This window comes from Serratia grimesii (assembly GCF_900186025.1).
Lineage (GTDB): Bacteria > Pseudomonadota > Gammaproteobacteria > Enterobacterales > Enterobacteriaceae > Serratia > Serratia grimesii.
The window spans coordinates 3,714,692-3,734,299 of sequence record NZ_LT883155.1 but is presented as its reverse complement, the minus strand read 5'-3'; the positions used below and the strand labels follow the sequence as shown (position 1 = coordinate 3,734,299).

The 19,608-nt window shown below is 53.3% G+C and carries 18 protein-coding genes; 13 read left to right on the top strand and 5 right to left on the bottom strand.

The window, feature by feature from the left end:
• The first annotated feature begins 153 nt into the window (after positions 1-153).
• The 4 genes from SGBXF1_RS17580 (at position 154) to SGBXF1_RS17565 (ending at position 6,525) form a co-directional block, all read left to right on the top strand.
• On the top strand, positions 154-993 hold the full coding sequence (locus tag SGBXF1_RS17580; protein ID WP_186427270.1) for a ChaN family lipoprotein: 840 nt from the start codon (positions 154-156) through the stop codon (positions 991-993).
• Positions 994-1,154: 161 nt separating this feature from the next.
• Entirely contained in the window at positions 1,155-1,955 is an 801-nt protein-coding gene (locus SGBXF1_RS17575) for a TonB family protein (RefSeq protein WP_186427269.1), read from the top strand.
• 55 nt (positions 1,956-2,010) lie between these two features.
• A complete protein-coding gene (locus tag SGBXF1_RS17570; RefSeq protein ID WP_186427268.1) occupies positions 2,011-4,143 on the top strand; it encodes a S9 family peptidase in 2,133 nt (710 codons plus the stop codon).
• 120 nt (positions 4,144-4,263) lie between these two features.
• Positions 4,264-6,525 (top strand): TonB-dependent receptor domain-containing protein, encoded by a 2,262-nt coding sequence (locus SGBXF1_RS17565; protein WP_061808118.1) that lies wholly within the window; start codon positions 4,264-4,266, stop codon positions 6,523-6,525.
• Positions 6,526-6,543: 18 nt separating this feature from the next.
• Here the strand turns inward: SGBXF1_RS17565 and SGBXF1_RS17560 are convergent, their stop codons facing one another.
• The 3 genes from SGBXF1_RS17560 to amiA form a co-directional block, all read right to left on the bottom strand.
• Entirely contained in the window at positions 6,544-6,999 is a 456-nt protein-coding gene (locus tag SGBXF1_RS17560) for a YaiI/YqxD family protein (protein WP_186428532.1), read from the bottom strand.
• Positions 6,999-7,919 carry an oxygen-dependent coproporphyrinogen oxidase gene (gene hemF, locus SGBXF1_RS17555; RefSeq protein ID WP_037424060.1) on the bottom strand — a complete coding sequence of 307 codons (921 nt, stop codon included), beginning with the start codon at positions 7,917-7,919 and terminating at the stop codon, positions 6,999-7,001. Before hemF ends, SGBXF1_RS17560 begins: the two co-directional genes overlap by 1 nt.
• A 182-nt stretch (positions 7,920-8,101) precedes the next feature.
• Positions 8,102-8,989 (bottom strand): N-acetylmuramoyl-L-alanine amidase AmiA, encoded by an 888-nt coding sequence (gene amiA, locus SGBXF1_RS17550; protein ID WP_037424057.1) that lies wholly within the window; start codon positions 8,987-8,989, stop codon positions 8,102-8,104.
• A 205-nt stretch (positions 8,990-9,194) separates the two neighbouring features.
• Here amiA and SGBXF1_RS17545 point away from each other — a divergent pair, with 205 nt between their 5' ends.
• The gene (locus tag SGBXF1_RS17545) at positions 9,195-9,620 is read left to right on the top strand and encodes a GNAT family acetyltransferase (protein WP_061808110.1); all 426 of its coding nucleotides are present in this window, start codon (positions 9,195-9,197) and stop codon (positions 9,618-9,620) included.
• A gap of 43 nt (positions 9,621-9,663) precedes the next feature.
• Here SGBXF1_RS17545 and SGBXF1_RS17540 read toward each other — a convergent pair whose 3' ends face one another.
• Positions 9,664-10,062, bottom strand: coding sequence for a YgiW/YdeI family stress tolerance OB fold protein (locus SGBXF1_RS17540; RefSeq protein ID WP_037424051.1), 399 nt, complete (start codon positions 10,060-10,062; stop codon positions 9,664-9,666).
• A gap of 172 nt (positions 10,063-10,234) precedes the next feature.
• Between SGBXF1_RS17540 and SGBXF1_RS17535 the strand changes: the two genes are divergently transcribed.
• The 8 genes from SGBXF1_RS17535 (at position 10,235) to cysM (ending at position 17,653) form a co-directional block, all read left to right on the top strand.
• A complete protein-coding gene (locus tag SGBXF1_RS17535; protein ID WP_186427267.1) occupies positions 10,235-10,699 on the top strand; it encodes a DUF2919 family protein in 465 nt (154 codons plus the stop codon).
• A 133-nt stretch (positions 10,700-10,832) separates the two neighbouring features.
• Positions 10,833-11,417 carry an RpoE-regulated lipoprotein gene (locus tag SGBXF1_RS17530; protein WP_037424045.1) on the top strand — a complete coding sequence of 195 codons (585 nt, stop codon included), beginning with the start codon at positions 10,833-10,835 and terminating at the stop codon, positions 11,415-11,417.
• Positions 11,418-11,775: 358 nt separating this feature from the next.
• A complete protein-coding gene (locus tag SGBXF1_RS17525) occupies positions 11,776-12,675 on the top strand; it encodes a Dyp-type peroxidase (protein ID WP_186427266.1) in 900 nt (299 codons plus the stop codon).
• A 205-nt stretch (positions 12,676-12,880) separates the two neighbouring features.
• Entirely contained in the window at positions 12,881-13,903 is a 1,023-nt protein-coding gene (locus tag SGBXF1_RS17520) for a sulfate ABC transporter substrate-binding protein (RefSeq protein ID WP_061808107.1), read from the top strand.
• Complete coding sequence (gene cysT, locus SGBXF1_RS17515) at positions 13,903-14,736, top strand: sulfate/thiosulfate ABC transporter permease CysT (protein ID WP_037424035.1); 834 nt, start codon at positions 13,903-13,905, stop codon at positions 14,734-14,736. Before SGBXF1_RS17520 ends, cysT begins: the two co-directional genes overlap by 1 nt.
• A complete protein-coding gene (gene cysW / locus SGBXF1_RS17510; protein ID WP_037424033.1) occupies positions 14,736-15,611 on the top strand; it encodes a sulfate/thiosulfate ABC transporter permease CysW in 876 nt (291 codons plus the stop codon). The genes cysT and cysW overlap by 1 nt, the downstream gene beginning before the upstream one ends.
• The gene (gene cysA, locus SGBXF1_RS17505) at positions 15,601-16,689 is read left to right on the top strand and encodes a sulfate/thiosulfate ABC transporter ATP-binding protein CysA (RefSeq protein ID WP_037424031.1); all 1,089 of its coding nucleotides are present in this window, start codon (positions 15,601-15,603) and stop codon (positions 16,687-16,689) included. The genes cysW and cysA overlap by 11 nt, the downstream gene beginning before the upstream one ends.
• An 82-nt stretch (positions 16,690-16,771) precedes the next feature.
• Positions 16,772-17,653, top strand: coding sequence for a cysteine synthase CysM (gene cysM / locus SGBXF1_RS17500; RefSeq protein WP_037424028.1), 882 nt, complete (start codon positions 16,772-16,774; stop codon positions 17,651-17,653).
• Between the two features lie 3 nt (positions 17,654-17,656).
• Here the strand turns inward: cysM and SGBXF1_RS17495 are convergent, their stop codons facing one another.
• Positions 17,657-19,606 (bottom strand): MacB family efflux pump subunit, encoded by a 1,950-nt coding sequence (locus SGBXF1_RS17495; RefSeq protein WP_061808104.1) that lies wholly within the window; start codon positions 19,604-19,606, stop codon positions 17,657-17,659.
• Positions 19,607-19,608: the final 2 nt, after the last annotated feature.

Below are 19,608 nucleotides of genomic sequence, written 5' to 3'. Positions count from 1 at the left end.
ATTGGTTATACCTGCAATACCTCATGAAATCAATGTGAGCCAAAAACCATAAGGTAAAAATATAGTTATCGACGTCTCAGGATAGGTTGTCATCTATATGCAAATGATAATTATTATCTATAATGTCGCCACTTTTTATTACAGGGCAGCATCATGAGATTTTTGATTTTACTGGCCGCACTGGCGCTCGGTGCCTGCAGTCAAACCCCCGTTTCACCGCCAAAAAATACCCTTACCGAACTGGGGAAAATTACCGATTTGCGTAGTGGGGAAAGCCTGACGCCTGATCAGCTATTGGCCCGACTGTCTGTTGAGCAACGCGTGGTTGTTGGGGAAAAACATGACAACCCGTATCACCATCAGATTGAACTGTGGTTGGTGCAGCAATTACCTCTGCGGCGGCCACAAGGCAGTGTGCTAATGGAGATGATAAATCCGAATCAGCAGGCCAAAGTAGATCAGGTGAAACACTGGCTGCAGTCAAATCCGACGGTGCGTGACAGTCGTGTGGCAGAGTTGATTGATTGGCAGTCAGGCTGGAAGTGGTCGCTGTACGGTGACGTGATCATGGCGGTAATGCGGGCGCCTTATCCACTGTGGTCAGCCAACCTGGATCGCAGTGAAATCATGGCGTTTTATCAGCAGCCGAGTTTCCCGCAGGGAACGCTGTCGGTACGGCCGGTGGTGCAAAAAGCGCTGGAGGAAACTATTCGCACCTCACATGGCGGGAATATCGAACCGCAACAGCTGCATGCCATGCTGGCTATTCAGCAGCAGCGTGACCGACGTATGGCCGAACGTTTGCTGGCTGCGCCGACGCCGGCTTTGCTTATTGCTGGTGGTTATCATGCGTCTAAATCGGTAGGGGTACCACTTCACGTGCAAGATCTACAACCAACAGCATTGCCAACAGTATTGATGCTGGCAGAACCTGGTGTACAGGTCGATAAACAGGTGGCGGATTATCTGTGGGTTACCCCGGCGGTGAAGTAATTAGGCCAAGACGGGTTGTCTTTCAAGTTGCAGCGCTGTTTGCTGCAACTTGAAATTCATAGAGTAAACACAGCGAAAAGAACTGTTAATAACAGTTACAAATGATTATCATTAGCAAATGTGATCTGCAATCATTCGCGATTAAGTATTCTAATGTCCTTATGTTAAGTCAGTCTTTATCTTACCCTGTCGTCGATATGCCGCAGCCGCGTTGGGCGCGCGGTTTCTTGTATGCGATAGCAGTACACGTCGCGCTGGTATTGATGTTTTACTGGCCGTCCCAGCCGTTACCGATGATGCAATTACCCCCATCGGCGGTGATGATGAGCTGGGCGGAACAGGTTGAGGCACCGGAAAGCCCAAAACCGCTACCGCTGGGTGTGCAACAGGCGGAATCCTCTGCGGCGCAACCGGCCGAGCAGCAGGAGCAACCCGACTTGCCTAAATTGGCGCGTGCTGAAAAGACCAAAATTTCCGTGGCAGAAAAAAAACGCACTGAACTCCGGCCACCACAGAAAGCTCAGCCAAAACCGGAAGAGCAGGCTAAAGAGATGCGCCATGCTGCTGCTTCCAGTGCCGCTGCGCCAAAAGCGCAGAACGTTGCCCGCCAGACCGCCGCACCGATCAACAGCGACTCCAACAGCAGCGTTCAAGCCAAACTGTCATGGGAAAGCCTGGTGAAAGGTCATCTGAACAACATTAAACGCTATCCGCCAGAGGCCCGCAGTCGCCGACGTACCGGTATGCCGCAGGTGACGTTCCGTGTTGATGCTCAGGGGCGGGTGTCGGGGGTGACACTGCGAGTTCGCTCGGGTACTGCATCACTCGATCGTGAGGCGCTAGCCGTGGTAGAGCGGGCGCAGCCGCTGCCATTACCCCCGTCTGACATGTTGCGAAATGGCGCCGTCAACGTGACGATGCCAATTGATTTTAATCTGGCGGCGTTAAATGCCGGCAAATAACACCTACAGACGTCCTCCTAACGGGATGCCTACAGGTCAAACTTCGTGAGGGATTATGAATCACCCACTGTCATCGAATAAGAAGTGTCGCCTGGGCGCCGCTTTACTGTTTTCGTTCGGATTTTTAAATTCTGCGGTAGCTGCGCAGCCGCAACCCCCGCAGGCAGAAAAAGTACCCAAAGTACTGACTGCGCAAGGTGAAACCCGTACAGATGACTATTACTGGTTGCGTGACGACAGCCGAAAGAACAAAAAGGTGCTGGATTATCTGACTGCGGAAAATCGTTATACCGAACAGATGATGCAGCCCTATAAAGCTCTGCGCGATAAGCTGTATCAGGAAATGCTGGGCCGCATTAGCCCGGAAGACCGCTCGGTGCCTTATCAATTGAACGGCTATCGTTATCAGGAAAGCTACGCCGCGGGCAAAAATTTCGCGCTGTATCAACGGCAGGCTTTGACTGCCGATGCGCCGTGGCAAACGTTGCTGGATGCCAATCAACGCGCGGCAGGTCATGATTATTACCGCGTCGGGGGAATGGACATCAGTCAGGACAACCGGCGTATGGCGGTGTCTGAAGATGTACAGGGCCGCCGCCAGTATCGGATTTCCCTACAGGATATTGCTGACAAACGTTGGGCGCCAGAAGTCATTGAGAACACCTCCGGCAATATGGTGTGGGCTAACGATGGCAAAACTTTGTTCTATGTGCGGAATCACCCACAAACCTTGCTGCCATATCAGGTTTACCGTCATACGTTTGGCACGCCGGTAACGGAAGACCAACGGGTGTATCAGGAAAACGACGCTGCGTTCTACCTGAGTCTCGGTAGCTCGGCCTCCCGTGATTACGTCATTATCACTATCAGCGGCAATACCACCTCTGAAGTGCGTCTGATCGACGCTAATCGCCCGCAAAGTGCGCCGCAGTTATTTGCAGCCCGGCACAGCGGACGTGAATATTATCTCGATCATTATCGTGGTGAATTCTATCTGCGTTCCAACCATCAAAGCCCGCACTTCGGTCTGTATCACACGACGTCTGCGCAGCAACCGTGGCAGACGTTAATTGCTCCACAGGAAAAGCGTGAGGTTGAGGGCTTTACCCTGTTTCGTGATTGGTTGGTGGTGAAAGAACGTGGCGATGGGTTGGTGCAACTGCGGCAGATAAGTTGGGACGGTAAGACCCAACGCAGTATTCCGTTTGACGATGCCAGCTACATGGCCTGGTTGGGTTATAACCCCGATCCGGACAGTGATCGCTTGCGTTACGGCTATTCGGCGATGACGACCCCAACCAGTACCTACGAATGGGATTTGAATAAGGGCAGCCGAACCTTGCTGAAGCAGCAGGAAGTGAAAGGCGTTGACCCGAGCTTGTATCACAGTGAACGGGTGTGGATCAGTGCGCGAGATGGTGTAAAGGTACCGGTCTCGCTGGTCTACAACAAGACGATGTTCAAACCGGGTCACAGTCCGCTGTTAGTGTACGGCTATGGTGCTTATGGCATGAGCATGGATCCGGCCTTTAGCGCCAATCGCATTAGCCTACTGGATCGTGGTTTCGTCTATGCGCTGATTCACGTACGCGGCGGCGGAGAGTTAGGACAGAACTGGTACCAACAGGGAAAACTGGTCCATAAGCCGAATACTTTCAGCGACTTTATCGACGCCACCCAAGCCTTGATCAAGGATGGCTATGGTCAGCCAGGCCGTATTTACGCCATGGGAGGCAGCGCAGGTGGATTACTGATGGGGGCAGTGATCAACCAGGCTCCGCAACTGTATAACGCGGTGGTGGCGCAGGTGCCCTTTGTTGATGTGGTGACCACCATGTTGGACGACAGTATTCCATTAACCACTGGTGAGTATGAAGAGTGGGGCAATCCGAATGAGCCGCAGGCCTATGCGCTGATGAAGTCTTACAGCCCGTATGACAATGTGCGCAAGCAACACTACCCGAATTTGTTGGTGACCAGCGGGTTGTATGATTCGCAGGTGCAGTATTGGGAACCCGCCAAGTGGGTAGCGAAGTTGCGGCAGTTTAAGCAAGGGGATTCGTTGCTACTGCTGTCCACCGACATGACTGCAGGTCACGGTGGTAAATCGGGTCGCCTGGCTCGGCTGGAAAATAGCGCTCTGGAGTACGCCTTTATTCTGGCGATGGATCAACAGGCAAAGAAATAATATTTAACGCCGTAGGAAACTGCGGCGTATTAAAACAATAACAATATTTACCGTCTTATGGGCGGGGATTTTTGCTGGGCATTGTCGGCCATCAAACCTTTTGGCAATTTCTGGGGATATATGAAAATTAAATTATTAGTAAGCCTGTTCGGCGCGGGAATGGCGCTGAGCGGGGGGGCGACGGCTGCACAGAGTGAGGCAAAAGAGGGCAGCGGTAAGGTGGTTTTCAGTCCGTTAAATGTTTCGGCGGCAGACAGCAGTAACAACAGTGAAAGGGAGGCGTTGGAAAAACCGGGGGCGTTCAGTTCCCGTGGTGAAAATAAGAACCTGGAGTCGGTAGACAGTATTCTGCGCAGTATGCCAGGTACCTATACCCAAATCGATCCGAGTCAAGGCGCGGTTAGCGTTAATATCCGTGGAATGAGCGGGTTTGGCCGGGTTAACACCATGGTAGATGGTATTACCCAAAGCTATTACGGAACATCCACTTCTGGGGTTCTTTCACATGGTTCAACCAATAGCCAGTCAGGTGTTCTAATCGATCCAAACTTTATCGTTGGGGTCGACGTGGCACGCGGTGAAAGCAGTGGGGGAGCAGGGGTCAATGCTCTGGCTGGCAGCGCGAACTTTCGTACTATTGGTGTTGATGATGTGATTTTCTCCGGCAACCCTTTTGGTATTAGGACTAAATTTTCTGTCGGCAGTAATGGTATTGGTCGTAGTGGTATGGTTGCAGTCGCGGGAAAAGGGCAAGCATTTACCGATACTGGCAGCATTGGTGCCATGGCGGCAATCAGCGGCAGCTCTGTTTACTCGAACTTCAATAATGGTGACGGGGTGAGTAGCGAGGATTTTGGATATGATGAGTTTATGAAGCAAAATCCAAAATCGCAGTTATTCAAACTGGATATCAAGCCGGATGAATTTAATAGTATTGAGCTTTCGGCCAGGAGCTATCAAAACCGATTCTCTCGTCGAGATATTCACAGTAATGATTTTTATATAAAATATCATTATGCACCGTTCTCGGAATTGGTCGATTTAAATATCACCGCCAGTACCAGTAAAGGGAATCAGGAATATAACGGTGGTTCGCTATTCACCTTCTTTAATACCAATTCGGAAAACCGTTCCGACGCATTGGATATCAATAATACAAGTCGCTTCAGCCTGTTGAACACCGATGTAGCTTTCAGCTACGGCGGTAAAATCATGCACAACAGATACACCAAGCATGTTGAGTCGGCAATCGAAGATGAGCAGACCGCGCAGGAGTCTATCGAAAACAACACCTTCGCGCCGTCAGGTGATCAGCGTATCACCAGTTTGTACACCGGCTTACAGCTTAATCGGGATATTTATCAATTAGATTTAAACCTGAATTACAGCAGCAACAAGCTGACAGGATTTAAACCTGCTTGTGATTACCGGGTACAATGTTTCCCTCAGGGTGCCGCTAATATTAATTTAAAAGAACAAGGTTTTAACCCATCGGTGATGCTTTCTGCGCAGGTAACGCCATGGCTGCAACCCTTTGTCAGCTACAGTAAATCCATGCGCGCGCCTAATATTCAGGAAGTGTTCTATTCCAACTCTGGTGGAGCGTCGATGAACCCATTTTTGAAGGGGGAACGAGCAGAAACTTGGCAGGCGGGATTTAACGCCAATGGTCATGATTTATTGGTTAAAGAGGACTCGCTTCAACTGAAAGTGGTGGCTTATACCAGTAAGGTTAACAACTATATTTTCAGCGAGTCATACATGGTGTGCCGTAATGGACGCAAATGTAGCTATCGCGAAAACCTTGAAAATAACTGGGCCGATGAAAGTGAAGACTATGCGGACAATATGTACATCTACGTCAACTCGTTGACTCCTGTACGTGCGCATGGCGTAGAGCTGGAAGCCAATTATGACGCGGGTCGCGCCTTCGCTCGCATGTCATTCAGTAAGCAGCATACCGAGCAGCCGACTTCAATTGCCAGCACCTATTTTGGTGCGGGTGATATCAATGAACTTCCGGATATGTACTTTACACTGAATACTGGGGTGCGTTTCCTGGATGAGTCATTGACTGTCGGCAGTATTGTGAAATACACAGGAAAGGCCCGCCGTTTGTCACCGGATTATGAACAAAGTGAAACCACCGGTGAGATAGTGAAGCAGGATATGCCGAACATCCCGACAATTATCGATCTGTATAGCACCTATCAAATTAACCGTAACGTGCTGCTAAAATTTAGTGTGCAGAATCTGATGAACAAGAGTTATTCAGAGGCGCTTAACAAGCTGAATATGTTGCCTATTCAAGGTGATGACGCCACTGCTGCCAACACTGCCCGTGGACGAACTTATATCTTCGGCGGGGAGGTGCGATTCTAAAGTGGAGTGCGGGCGCAATTATTGCGCCTGTTTTGCCTGCTGTAGCCACTTGTCCAGCTCGTTGGCGAACTGCTGGCGATCGCGCTGGTTCAGCGTATTCGGACCACCGGTCTGGATACCGCTGGATCGCAGCGTATCCATAAAGTCGCGCATGTTCAGACGTTCACGGATGGTGTCCGGCGTGTAGCGTTCACCACGTGGGTTCAACGCCACCGCACCTTTCTCAATCACTTCTGCTGCCAGCGGGATATCGGCGGTGATCACCAGATCGCCTTTTTCGCAGCGGCGCACGATTTCGTTATCCGCTACGTCAAAACCGGCCGCCACTTGCAGTGTGTGGATGTGTTTCGACGGCGGCGTTCTCAGTGGCTGATTGGCCACCAGCGTCACCGACATAGCGGTACGATCCGCTGCCCGAAACAGCACTTCTTTGATCACGTTTGGACAAGCGTCTGCATCAACCCAAATTTGCATCATTCAGGCTCCTTCAGCCAATCGCGCACCGGTAAGAAATCACGGTACAGCGCTGCTTCCGGGCTGCCTTCTTCCGGTTGATAGTTGTATTCCCAGCGCACCAGCGGCGGCATCGACATCAGGATGGATTCGGTACGTCCACCGGTTTGCAGGCCGAACAGTGTGCCTCGGTCCCAGACTAAATTGAATTCCACATAGCGACCACGGCGGTACAGTTGGAACTGACGTTCGTTATCGCCCCAACTCAGCGCCTTGCGTTTTTCTACGATCGGCAAATAAGCATCAAGGAAGCCTTCGCCCACGGCTTGGGTAAACGCAAAACAGGTGGCGAAGTCCGGGGTGTTCAGATCGTCAAAGAACAGGCCGCCGATGCCACGTGCTTCGTTACGGTGTTTGATAAAGAAATAGTCGTCGCACCACTTTTTGTATTTGGGGTAGACCTGTTCACCGAAGGGCGCACACAGTTGTTCGGCAGTGCGGTGCCAGTGAACGGCGTCTTCTTCAAAGCCATAGAACGGCGTCAGGTCAAAGCCGCCGCCAAACCACCATACTGGCTCTTCACCGGGTTTTTCCGCAATGAAGAAGCGCACATTGGCATGGCTGGTGGGGATATAGGGGCTGCGCGGGTGGATGACCAGCGACACGCCCATGGCCTGGAAGCTCCGACCGGCCAGTTCGGGACGGTGTGCGGTAGCGGATGCGGGCAGGGTAGCGCCGGAGACGTGTGAAAAGTTGACGCCTGCTTGTTCGAACACTGCGCCGTCGGTCAATACCCGACTGCGGCCACCGCCGCCTTCTTCACGCGTCCAGCGGTCTTCGTTGAAAACGGCGCCGCCGTCGGCCTGGGCTAATTGCGTGCAGATGCGATCCTGCAGTGCCAGCAGGAAGGATTTTACTTCTGCGATGGTCGATAAACTCATACGGAATAATTCACAGCGTCTGACTGAACAAGCCGCAGAGTATATACCCAAAGCCCTTGAAGTTGCAGCAAGGCAGCAAGTGAACAGGTCCCGAAACGCTTAGTTTGGTCATTGATTTGGGCGTGTGATTGCTGCTAACCCTGAGATTCAAGGGGGACCTTTATTCACTTCGGCTGGCAATATTAGCCCGGTTTTCGTTGGTGTGCATCGTAATAACTGAAGAAACTGATTACACCGTCGGCGATGGCACGGGCGATTTTTTCGCGAAAAGCGGTGGTACCCAGCAGGCGTTCTTCCGCCGGGTTGGTAATAAACGAGGTTTCGACCAACACAGACGGAATTGACGGGGATTTCAGCACGGCAAACGCCGCCTGCTCTGTACTGTTACTGTGCAGATGATGTACCGGGCGAATCTGTCCGAGTACGTGGCGACCAAGTGTCAGACTGTTATTGATGGTATCTGTCTGCACCAGATCGAACAGCACCTGTTGCAGATAATTGTCCTGGTTTTTGTATTTCCCGCCAGCCACATCATCGGCGGCATTCTCGCGGTTAGACAGATAACGTGCCATGGCGCTGCTGGCGCCGCGGTTGGACAGGGCAAACACCGAAGCACCTGAGGCTTCCGGGCTGGTAAAGCCGTCGGCGTGAATCGAGATAAACAGATCGGCCTGATGCTGGTGGGCAATCTCAACGCGTTGGAATAACGGGATAAACTCGTCTTCTTCCCGTGTCAGACGGACTTCGACGTGTTCCTGTTCGTGCAGGATGCGGCGGACGTGGTTGGCAATCTCCAACACGACGTGCTTTTCCTGCGAACCTTCGCTGCCGACCGCGCCGGAGTCGATACCGCCGTGACCGGGATCGATCATTACCAGCCTTTTACTGCCCGACGGTTTAGGTGCAGGTTTGCTGTGTTGGTTGCGCAGCATGCCACCGGATTCGGCGCTGGCCGTTTGGCTTTTGCTGCCGAGCAGCACCAGAGCCAGGCCCGAGAGCAGTAATTGGCGTCGCGTAGGAGAAGTGGCAAGCGGCTTAAAATTGAAGAATTGTTTAACCTGCTTTTTCATAACGCTACGCTCCATCGACAAATTCTATTTTGCGACGTTATATCGTATTGATAATCATTAATCGACCTGATAACTATTTCCATTTATTACGCGGGGGACCGGTGATTTCTGGATAATTGCTGGGGTAAATCGCAGTTTGATATTGCGTAAGTGAATAATCACGCGATAATCAGATAAACATCTTAATTAACAGCGGCGAACATCGATGGAAATTCGCGTATTTCGACAAGACGACTTTGAAGAAGTCATTACTCTGTGGGAGCGTTGCGATCTGCTGCGACCGTGGAATGATCCTGAGATGGACATTGAACGTAAATTGAACCACGATCCGGATCTCTTTCTGGTCGCTGAAGTGGGCGGGGAAGTGGTGGGGTCGGTGATGGGCGGTTACGACGGTCATCGCGGCTCGGCGTATTATCTGGGGGTTCATCCGGATTATCGCGGGCGCGGTATTGCCAATGCGTTAATTAACCGTCTGGAAAAGAAGCTGATCGCGCGTGGGTGCCCGAAGATCCAATTGGTGGTGCGTGAAGACAACGACACGGTGATCGAGATGTACGAAAAACTCGGTTACGAGATCCAGAACGTGACCAACCTGGGTAAACGACTGATCGAAGATCAGGAATATTGAGTGGTACTTTGGGCGGTGAAGCTTCACCGCCCTTTGCTATGGGTTATGGCAGTTTTTTGATGTTCTTCACATCGACTTCCACGCTGCTCCAGTTTTTATCGACTTTCCCTTCCAACTGCACTTTATCTTTCGGGGTAATGGTCTGGCCGTTCCAGCGTTTTTTGTCGATCTCTACTGTCAGAGTGCCGCTGGCGTCGCGGAAGGTATAGGTGTCGTCACCCACGCGCTGCTCAATGTTACCCTGCAGCATCACCCAGGTGTCATCGCTCATTGATTTCACCTTGTCTACGGTGGTCAGCGCGGCACTTGGGCCAGAGAAGCCCCCTTGCTGGGTATTTTGCGTTTGTGCCTGCGGAGCGGCAGGATCGAGGAACCCACCTTGCTGTGCCAGAACCGGTGCGCTGCACAGCGCGATTAATGCGGCCAGGGTATATTTTTTCATCTTAAGCTTCCTTATCTCAATCGAGAATCAAAGCCCTGCCAATCAGGACTGCTGGTTTGATGGGGTTAAGTAAAGCATGAAAATCTTAAGGGGTTCTTAAGCGTGCGCATTGAAAACAATAAATGTGACTCCCATCTGAAGGAGTACTCATGAGATTGATAAGGAATCGACGTTGAAGTCACCCCCACACCGTTTTTCCCCCGACGATTACGATCATCACGGCGTACTGCGTTTGCCGCTGTGGTTTTGGGGCGTCCTGGTTTTACAAGCCCGTACCTGGATCCTGTTTGTGATGGCCGGTGCTTCACGCCAGCAGGGGGAAGGGTTGTTGCAGCTGTTCTATCCGGATACCCAAAGATTCTGGTATGGGATCATGCTGGGGCTGCCGGCGGCGCTGGCATTTCTGTTGGCTCCACGGCGTCACCAATGGCCACGATTGTGGTGTGCCTGGGGTTGGGTGCTTTGTCTCTCGCTACTGGCGGCACTGGGCGGTTCGGTGTTCAGCCTGTGGCAACAGGCCGACAATCAGCCACCGTTGGATATGTTATGGATACTGCTTGATGCGCTGGCACTGGCTTATCTGCTGCTGAACCAGCGGCTGAAAGCCTGCTTTACCCAGCAAGAAGAGGTGGGTTAATTGCCGCCTGCGGCGGCACTTTTCTTATTTTCTGCACTCCAAGCTCGCAACTGATGGCGAAGCGTGGGCAGTTGTGAGAGGCTGGCACGCAGCAAAACGCCGGGCCCATGCCTTTGATGTTAAGGAGCTAGAGATGAATATTCGCCCACTGTTGTTAGGGCTCCCGCTGTTACTGACCGGCTGTTCGACCATGTCGAACTTCTCCTGGTCGAGCCTGTCGCCACTTAACTGGTTTGGCAGCAGCCTTGAGGTCAGCGCCAAGGGCGTTGGCGATTTGAACGCCGGCACCCCGATGTCAGAAAGCGCGATCAACGACGGGCTGAACGGCGATTACCGTCTGCGTGGTGGCATGGCCACCAGCCAGGGTCAGATCGTTTCTTACTATCAGGCGATGGACGGTAATGACGTGAAGCTGGTGATCACCGGCGAACCAAAAGGCCACGTGCAGCGTGTGGACGTGATGGACAGCAAAGTGGCGACCGAATGGGGCAGCAAGCTCGGTACGCCGTTCAGTGACATGTACAAGAAGGCATTCGGTGCCTGTAAACCAGCCAGTGGCGACGACGCAGGCAAAGTGGAGTGTGTGGCAGAACAGAGTAAGTATGTTACCTACATCTTCAGCGGCAAATGGGCTGGCCCGCAGGACATTATTCCACCGGATGACACACTAAAAAGCTGGACGGTCAGCAAGATCATCTGGCACGCCAAACCTCAGTAATCCTTTCTTTTTGGCGCCCTATTCGAGGCGCCAAACCCTCATAAATTTTTTACCCTATGCATTTCAAACCACAGCTGGGCGACCAGCACGGGAGTCCCCACGGGCTTACTTTAGTAAGTGACAGGGGTGACAAATCTGTCGGGAACAGATGTGAACGCTGCTTGCAGCGGCCCCTAAGGGCGTGGCCCACGGATGGGCCACATAACTGTGTGCAGTTAACAACGCTGTGGTTTGAAAGGCGACGGGTATCCTTGTTTTCTTTGCGTTCGGGCAAGGCAATTACCCTTGCTTGCGGTATGATACCGCGCATTCGTGACAGGAAGCCTGTTACCCGATTCAGGTATTGAGGATAACGACAATGACACAGGTTCAGAGCGGCATTTTGCTGGAACACTGCCGTTTCGCCATTTTTATGGAAGCCACCGTGCAGGGCGAGTTTGCCGATTTGCGTCAGGGCTGTAAGCAATTTTGCCAGACGTTGACCGAGCTGCAACAGCAGTTCCCCGACGCCCATTTGGGCGCGGTGATCGCCTTTGGTTATGACGTCTGGCACGATCTGTCCAGCGGTCAGGGGGCCAAAGAGCTGAAGCCATTTACCCCGTTGGGTAAAGGGTTGGCGCCGGCGACCCAGCGCGACATGTTGATCCATATCCAATCTTTACGTCATGACGTTAACTTCACGCTGGCGCAGGCTGCGCTCGCGGCGTTCGGCAATGCGATTAAAATTGAAGAGGAAACCCACGGTTTCCGCTGGGTAGAAGAGCGTGACCTGAGTGGCTTTATCGACGGTACCGAAAACCCGCAGGGCGACAAACGTCCTGAAGTGGCGGTGATTGCCGAAGGTGAAGAGGATGAAGGTGGCAGCTACGTGCTGGTACAACGTTACGAACACAACTTGCGTCAGTGGCAGCGCTTTACCACGGAACAGCAAGAGCAGATTATTGGCCGCACCAAGCATGACAGCGAAGAGTTGCCGCCAGAGCAGCGCCCGGACACTTCTCACGTCAGCCGTGTTGATCTGAAAGAAGACGGTAAAGGCCTGAAGATTCTGCGCCAGAGCCTGCCTTATGGCACTGCCAGCGGTAAGCATGGGTTGTATTTCATCGCCTATTGCGCACACCTGCATAACATCGAAAAACAGCTGTTGAGTATGTTTGGCGATCTCGACGGTAAACGCGATGCCATGTTGCGTTTCAGCCGCGCAGTGACCGGTAGCTATTACTTTGCTCCTTCGCTGACGCGCTTGCTGTCGCTGTAAGAACGACACCGGAGTCGGCTATCGTCGGCTCCGGCATCATCATCCCTCCTCGCCAAAACCGCCCCGGCCCTGCCTTATAGCGTTTGATGCTTGAAAATCACTAAACGGTATATAAAAGCGTTACAGCTCCGCACCTAGTTATAAATACACTGGTCAACATCAGGGCGAAAGCCCGACAGATTGACTCAGTTAGCTAAGGTGCAGAATGAAACAAACACGGGTTAAAAATATTGTGCTGAAAGGATGGTTGGCGGCGGCGCTGTTAGCCAGTGGCACCGTTTCGGCAACTGAATTGCTGAACAGCTCTTATGACGTTTCCCGTGAATTGTTTGCTGCATTGAATCCTGGTTTCGAGCAGCAATGGAACCAGCAGCATCCGGGCGACAAGCTGACCATCAAACAGTCCCATGCAGGTTCTTCCAAACAGGCACTGGCGATCTTACAGGGGTTACGTGCCGATGTGGTGACCTACAACCAGGTTACTGACGTACAGATCCTGCACGACCGTGGGCAACTGATACCGGCTGACTGGCAGAGCCGTTTACCGAACAACAGTTCCCCCTTCTATTCCACCATGGCTTTCCTGGTACGCAAGGACAATCCAAAAGGCATTCATAACTGGAATGATTTGGTGCGCGACGATGTGAAGCTGGTATTCCCAAACCCGAAAACTTCCGGTAATGGCCGTTATACCTATCTGGCCGCTTGGGGTGCCGCAAATCAGGCTGATGGTAACGATCAGGCGAAAACTCGCGCCTTTATGACCCGCTTCCTGAAAAACGTATTGGTGTTCGACACCGGCGGTCGCGGTGCGACGACCACCTTTGTGGAGCGTGGCTTGGGTGACGTGCTGATAAGTTTTGAATCTGAAGTGAACAATATTCGTAAGCAGTATGGTGAAGACAAATACCAAGTGATCGTGCCGCCGGTCGATATTCTGGCAGAGTTCCCGGTTGCCTGGGTTGACAAGAATGTGGAAAGAAACGGGACTGAACAGGCGGCCAAAGACTACCTGAATTATCTCTACAGCCCTGCAGCGCAGCAGGTGATCACCAGCTACTACTATCGCGTTTACGATAAGCAGGCGATGGCGGCGGCGAAGAGCCAGTTCCCGGACACCAAGTTGTTCCGGGTAGAAGATCAGTTTGGCGGCTGGCCGCAGGTGATGAAAACGCATTTCTCCACCGGTGGTGAGTTGGATCAGTTATTAGCAGCAGGGCATAAGTAATGTTGTCGTTGTCCAGCAAACGGGTTCTGCCTGGGTTCGGACTGAGCCTCGGGAGCAGCCTGTTTTACACCTGTCTGATCCTGCTGTTGCCGCTCAGTGCGCTGGTGATGCAGTTGGCGCAAATGAGCCTGGCGCAGTATTGGGAGGTAATTTCCAATCCGCAGGTGGTCGCAGCCTACAAGGTGACGCTGCTGGCTGCGGGTGTTGCCAGCCTATTTAACGCGGTGTTTGGCATGCTGATGGCCTGGATCCTCACGCGTTACCGTTTCCCGGGTCGCACGCTGTTGGACGGCTTGATCGATCTGCCGTTTGCGTTGCCGACTGCGGTAGCCGGTCTGACGCTGGCGGGGCTGTTTTCTACTACCGGTTGGTATGGCCAATGGCTGGCGCATTTTGACATCAAAGTGACGTTTACCTGGCTGGGTATTGCGGTGGCGATGGCATTTACCAGCCTGCCATTTGTGGTGCGTACCGTTCAGCCGGTATTGGAAGAGTTGGGGCCGGAATACGAAGAGGCGGCCGAAACGCTGGGTGCCACTCGCTGGCAGAGCTTTCGTCGCGTCGTGATGCCAGAGCTGGCGCCGGCGCTGTTAGCCGGTACGGCGATCTCATTTACCCGTAGCCTGGGTGAGTTTGGTGCAGTGATTTTTATCGCCGGTAACATCGCCTGGAAGACGGAAGTGACTTCACTGATGATTTTTGTTCGTTTGCAGGAGTTCGATTACCCGGCCGCCAGTGCGATTGCCTCGGTGATCTTGGCTGCATCACTGCTGTTGCTGTTCAGCATTAACGTTTTGCAGAGCCGCTTTGGCCGACGCATCGGGGGGCACTGATGGCGGATATCTCTGAGTTCAACGGCGTCGAACGCCCGCGCGTCAACTGGGGCAAGTGGACGTTGATCGGTATCGGCGTGCTGTTTTCGGTACTGCTGCTGGTGGTACCGATCATTTCGATTTTCGCCGAGGCCTTTTCCAAAGGTGCTGGCGCGATGTGGAGTAACCTGGTCGATCGCGACATGTTGCACGCTATCTGGCTGACGGTGCTGATCGCCTTGATTACCGTACCGTTCAACCTGGTTTTCGGTACGTTGCTGGCATGGTTGGTGACGCGTTTTACCTTTCCTGGGCGTCAACTTTTACTGACGTTGATCGACATCCCGTTCGCCGTTTCACCGGTGGTGGCTGGGCTGATTTACCTGCTGTTTTACGGCAGCAATGGTCTGCTGGGCGGTTGGCTGGATGCGCATAATATCCAGCTTATGTTCTCTTGGCCGGGCATGGTGCTGGTGACCATTTTCGTTACCTGTCCGTTTGTGGTGCGTGAGCTGGTGCCGATGATGCTGAGTCAAGGCAGTCAGGAAGACGAGGCTGCTATTTTGCTGGGCGCCTCTGGCTGGCAGATGTTCCGCCGGGTGACGTTACCAAACATTCGCTGGGCGCTGCTGTACGGCGTGGTACTGACCAACGCGCGAGCCATTGGTGAATTCGGCGCAGTGTCAGTGGTGTCCGGTTCTATTCGCGGTGAAACCTTCAGCCTGCCGCTGCAGGTTGAGTTATTGCAACAGGATTACAATACGGTTGGCTCCTTTACCGCCGCCGGTTTATTGACCCTGATGGCGATAGTGACCCTATTTTTGAAGAGTGGCCTGCAATGGCGTCTGGAACGTCAGAATGCACGTCTCGAGCGGGAGGAAAATCATGAGCATTGAGATCAACGGTATCAACAAGTTTTTCGGTCGTACCAAGGTGTTGAACGATATCTCGCTCGACATTGCTTCCGGCGAGATGGTGGCATTACTCGGGCCGTCTGGTTCCGGTAAAACCACACTGCTGCGTATTATCGCTGGGCTAGAAAACCAAAGTAGCGGTAAGTTGGGCTTCCACGGAACCGACGTTAGCCATGTCCATGCGCGCGACCGTCGGGTGGGCTTCGTATTCCAGCATTATGCGCTGTTCCGCCATATGACAGTATTTGACAACATCGCTTTTGGTTTGAGCGTGTTGCCGCGTCGTGAACGTCCGAATGCAGCGGCGATCAAACAAAAAGTGACCCAGTTGCTGGAGATGGTGCAATTGGCCCATTTGGCTAACCGCTATCCGTCACAACTTTCTGGCGGCCAGAAGCAGCGCGTAGCCCTGGCGCGCGCCTTGGCGGTAGAACCGCAGATTTTACTGCTGGATGAACCTTTCGGTGCACTGGATGCGCAAGTGCGTAAAGAATTGCGTCGTTGGTTGCGTCAGTTACACGAAGAGCTGAAATTCACCAGCGTGTTCGTCACCCACGATCAGGAAGAAGCGATGGAAGTGGCCGACCGTATCGTGGTGATGAGCCAGGGCAATATTGAACAGGTGGGATCGCCGGAAGAGATTGTGCGTGAGCCCGCCAGCCGCTTCGTGCTGGAATTTATGGGTGAAGTGAACCGCCTGAGCGGCGAGATCCGTGGTTCACAGCTGTTTGTTGGTGCGCATCAGTGGCCGCTGTCGTTCCAGCCGATGCACCAGGGTAGCGTGGACTTGTTCCTGCGGCCTTGGGAAATGGAAGTGGGTACTGAGAGCAGTGACCGCTGCCCGTTACCGGTGCAGGTGCTGGAAGTCAGCCCGCGTGGCCACTTCTGGCAATTGACCGTGCAGCCGATCGGCTGGCATCAGGAGCCTATCAGCGTGATTTTGCCGGAAGGCAATGAAACCCCGGTGCGCGGCGGTCGTTATTACGTTGGCAGCCTGAATGCGCGTCTGTACGCCGGCGATCAACTACTACAACCTGTTGCGTTAGCTAAAAGCGCCTGATAGTTTTTATACCCGTCATCATTTTAAAGGCAACCCCGGGGTTGCCTTTTATATTACGCACTTCAACACACAGGCAAAGATCGTGACAACGCTTGAACAATGTATCGGTAATACCCCGCTGGTAAAATTACAACGTCTGACGACAGGACTGAACAGCGAGGTTTGGGTCAAACTGGAAGGTAATAACCCAGCGGGTTCGGTGAAGGATCGTGCCGCGCTGGCGATGATTCAGCAGGCTGAGCTGCGCGGTGAGATACAGCCCGGTGACCGTCTGATCGAGGCCACCAGTGGCAACACCGGTATTGCGCTGGCGATGATCGCGGCGTTGAAAGGCTATGCTATGACGCTGTTGATGCCGGAAAACATGAGCCTGGAACGGCAGGCGGCGATGCGCGCTTATGGGGCAGAGTTGATTCTGGTTAGCCGCGAAGTCGGGATGGAAGGCGCGCGCGATTTGGCATTAGAAATGCATAATCAGGGGCAGGGCAAAGTACTGGACCAGTTCAATAATTTGGATAACCCGTACGCCCACTTCACCACCACTGGCCCGGAAATCTGGCAACAGAGCGAGCAGCGTATTACCCATTTCGTTTCAAGCATGGGGACCACGGGCACGATAACCGGTGTCGGTGGCTATCTGAAGAGCCAGAACGCACAGGTGCAGATCATCGGTCTGCAACCGGCAGAAGGCAGCAATATTCCCGGTATTCGCCGCTGGGCGCCAGCCTACCTGCCGGGGATATTCCGCCCGGATCTGGTCGATCAGGTATTGGACATTGAGCAGACTGACGCTGAGCAGACCATGCGTCAGTTGGCGCAACGTGAAGGTATTTTCTGCGGCGTCAGTTCCGGTGGCGCCGTTGCGGGCGCGTTGCGGATTGCCGCAGAAAACCCCGGCAGTGTGATTGTGGCGATCATCTGTGATCGCGGTGATCGCTATCTTTCTACCGGTGTTTTTGGCTGAGTATTATTCCCTTTCCAACGCATGTATCGGATCCATCCCGGCGGCACGTTTCGCCGGGAAGAAACCAAAAATAACCCCGATTAATGTCGAGCAGATAAAGGCGGCAACGATAGATTCGGTGGAATAAACCATCGTGAAGTTATCGCTGAATTGGCTGAACAGCACGCCTATCGCCAGTGACAATAACACCCCCAGCGTCCCACCCAGCAGGCACACCAGAACTGCTTCAATCAAAAATTGCTGCATGATGTCGCTGGCACGTGCGCCAACCGCCATGCGTACGCCAATTTCACGGGTGCGCTCGGTGACCGACACCAGCATGATATTCATCACCCCAATACCGCCGACCACCAGCGAAATCAACGCAATCATCGACACCAACAGCGTCAGGGTGGCGGTAGTCTGTTCAATGGTTTGGCGAATGCTATCGGTGTTCATCACGAAGAAATCTTTGCCACCGTGACGTTGGCTCAGCAGGCGCGTTACGCCATCCTCAGCACTGGAGAGATCAACATCATCGTTAACGCGTACGGTAATGCTTTTCAGGTAGCTCTGGCCTAGCATGCGTTTCATCGCGGTGGTGTAGGGGATCCAGACATTCAGATTTTCATCGCTGCCGAAGCCACTTTGCTTTTTAGCGGCGACGCCGATGATGCGGCAAGGCAGTGAACCGAGCAGGATCACTTCGCCAAGCGGGTTGGTACCGTGAGGAAACAGCGTGTCACGGGTATTTTCGTCGATCACGACTTCCTGCATCAGCTGCTCGATGCTATGACGGTTAAATGCCATGCCGCTATCGATGTTATAGCCACGGACCAGAAAATACTGTTCCCCGACACCATTGACTGTGCCGCTGACCGACTGGTTGCCATAGCGGAACGTGGTGCTGGTGGAGACGGTCGGTGTCACGCTGTGCACGTATCCTTGCTGTGCCAGTGCGTCGGCGTCGGTAGCACGCAGCGTTTGCACTGCGGCTGAGCGCATATCGCCGAAATCTTTACCCGGATAGACCTCCAGTGTGCTGGTGCCCATGGCGTTGATATTGGCCAGTACTTGCTGTTGAGAGCCTTTGCCCAGTGCCACTACCGAGACGACCGAGGCAATGCCAATGATAATGCCGAGCATGGTGAGGAGGGTGCGCAGGCGCTGGGAGGCCATAGCCAAGAGCGCCATTTTGAATGCTTCGCGCAGGCGATCGCGTTGTGATTGCCAGCGGCTGGTTGTGTTATCCAACGCTTTTGGCAGGCGTGCGACGCGTTGGACGGTTTTCTGTCGATCGGCAACGATCTTGCCATCACTGAGTTCAATGATGCGCTGAGCATGTTCGGCAATCTGCATGTCGTGAGTGACAATTACCACCGTGTGGCCCCGTGCGTGCAGGCCTTTCAGGATACTCATCACCTCTTGCCCACTGTGACTGTCCAGCGCACCGGTCGGTTCATCCGCCAGAATCACTTCGCCGCCGTTCATCAATGCACGGGCGATGCTAACCCGCTGTTGTTGGCCCCCGGAGAGCTGACTTGGGCGGTAATTCAATCGTTGCGACAACCCTAGCCGTTGTAATAAATCAGCTGCACGTTGTTGACGTGAACGGCGTGGATGGCCGGCATACACTGCCGGCACCTCCACGTTGCCCTGCGCACTCAGATCGCCCAGCAGATGATAGCGTTGGAAGATAAAACCGAAGTGTTCGCGTCGTAGTTCGGCCAAGCTATCGCGATCTAACTGTCCAGTACTGCGGCCAGCCACCTGGTAATCGCCTTCGCTCGGGCGATCAAGACAGCCGAGAATGTTCATCAGCGTTGATTTACCGGAACCGGAAGCGCCCACGATCGCCACCATTTCACCCTGACCAATGGAGAGATCGATATTGTTCAATACCGTTACGTTTTGTTCACCGGCTTGAAAACGGCGGCTGATGCCGCGCAGTTGCAGCAAAGGTTGTTGGCTCATCG

Bases quoted from the DNA above. Each gene is read 5' to 3' on its own strand.
- SGBXF1_RS17575 (WP_186427269.1), top strand. From the start codon at position 1,155: ATGTTAAGTCAGTCTTTATCTTACCCTGTCGTCGATATGCCGCAGCCG.
- SGBXF1_RS17520 (WP_061808107.1), top strand. From the start codon at position 12,881: ATGAAACAAACACGGGTTAAAAATATTGTGCTGAAAGGATGGTTGGCG.
- cysT (WP_037424035.1), top strand. From the start codon at position 13,903: ATGTTGTCGTTGTCCAGCAAACGGGTTCTGCCTGGGTTCGGACTGAGC.
- SGBXF1_RS17530 (WP_037424045.1), top strand. From the start codon at position 10,833: ATGAATATTCGCCCACTGTTGTTAGGGCTCCCGCTGTTACTGACCGGC.
- cysW (WP_037424033.1), top strand. From the start codon at position 14,736: ATGGCGGATATCTCTGAGTTCAACGGCGTCGAACGCCCGCGCGTCAAC.
- SGBXF1_RS17495 (WP_061808104.1), bottom strand. From the start codon at position 19,606: ATGAGCCAACAACCTTTGCTGCAACTGCGCGGCATCAGCCGCCGTTTT.
- hemF (WP_037424060.1), bottom strand. From the start codon at position 7,919: ATGAGTTTATCGACCATCGCAGAAGTAAAATCCTTCCTGCTGGCACTG.
- SGBXF1_RS17540 (WP_037424051.1), bottom strand. From the start codon at position 10,062: ATGAAAAAATATACCCTGGCCGCATTAATCGCGCTGTGCAGCGCACCG.
- amiA (WP_037424057.1), bottom strand. From the start codon at position 8,989: ATGAAAAAGCAGGTTAAACAATTCTTCAATTTTAAGCCGCTTGCCACT.
- cysA (WP_037424031.1), top strand. From the start codon at position 15,601: ATGAGCATTGAGATCAACGGTATCAACAAGTTTTTCGGTCGTACCAAG.
- SGBXF1_RS17545 (WP_061808110.1), top strand. From the start codon at position 9,195: ATGGAAATTCGCGTATTTCGACAAGACGACTTTGAAGAAGTCATTACT.
- SGBXF1_RS17565 (WP_061808118.1), top strand. From the start codon at position 4,264: ATGAAAATTAAATTATTAGTAAGCCTGTTCGGCGCGGGAATGGCGCTG.
- SGBXF1_RS17525 (WP_186427266.1), top strand. From the start codon at position 11,776: ATGACACAGGTTCAGAGCGGCATTTTGCTGGAACACTGCCGTTTCGCC.
- SGBXF1_RS17560 (WP_186428532.1), bottom strand. From the start codon at position 6,999: ATGCAAATTTGGGTTGATGCAGACGCTTGTCCAAACGTGATCAAAGAA.
- SGBXF1_RS17580 (WP_186427270.1), top strand. From the start codon at position 154: ATGAGATTTTTGATTTTACTGGCCGCACTGGCGCTCGGTGCCTGCAGT.
- SGBXF1_RS17570 (WP_186427268.1), top strand. From the start codon at position 2,011: ATGAATCACCCACTGTCATCGAATAAGAAGTGTCGCCTGGGCGCCGCT.